Origin of the sequence: Paracoccus sp. MC1854 (genome assembly GCF_014164635.1) — a bacterium.
Lineage (GTDB): Bacteria > Pseudomonadota > Alphaproteobacteria > Rhodobacterales > Rhodobacteraceae > Paracoccus.
Genome location: NZ_JACJFU010000134.1, coordinates 1 through 693 on the forward strand (window position 1 = coordinate 1; position 693 = coordinate 693).

Below are 693 nucleotides of genomic sequence, written 5' to 3' on the forward strand. Positions count from 1 at the left end.
GGCGGGCACGGAGCCGGCTTGGATGGCGGCCGAGCGCTACGGCATCTCCGGGCAGACCGTCTGGAAATGGTGCAAGCGCGACGGCGTCCATGACCGGAGCCACACGCCGCACCGGTTGCAGACCACGCTGACGCCGGCCCGAGGCAGGCGGTGGCGGTTGCGCTGCGCAAGTCCTTGCTGCTGCCGCTCGACGATCTGCTCTCGGTGGTGCGCGAGTTCCTCAATCCGAATGTCTTGCGTTCCTGCCTCGACCGCTGCCTGCGGCGGCATAGCGCCGGCAACTTGCGCGATCTGAAACCGGCCGCGCCCAGGCCCGCCCACAAGCCCTTCAAGGACTATGCGGCGGGCTACCTCCACATCGACGTGAAACATCTGCCGCAGATGGCCGACGAGGACCGGCGGCGCTACCTGTTCGTGGCCATCGACCGCGCCACCCGTTGGGTGTTCGTGCGCGTCTACCCGGCGAAGACGGCTGCGAACGCGCGGCGCTTGTCTCACGCGACCTGGAACGCGCCGCGCCGATGCGGATCAACCGGGTGCTGACCGACAATGGCAAGGAGTTCACCGACCGGCTCTTCGGGCTGCGCCGCCGCTCCCCTACCGGCAATCATGAGTTCGACCGCCTCTGCGACGATCTCGGCATCGAGCACCCCCTGGCGCCGATGCACCCGCAAACCAACGGCATGGTGGAGC

Annotated in this window: 1 pseudogene; it reads left to right on the plus strand. The window is 68.4% G+C overall.

The features are described 5' to 3' along the window. Nucleotides 1-693 (plus strand): annotated as a pseudogene (locus tag H5395_RS18445) (DDE-type integrase/transposase/recombinase); the annotation flags it as partial.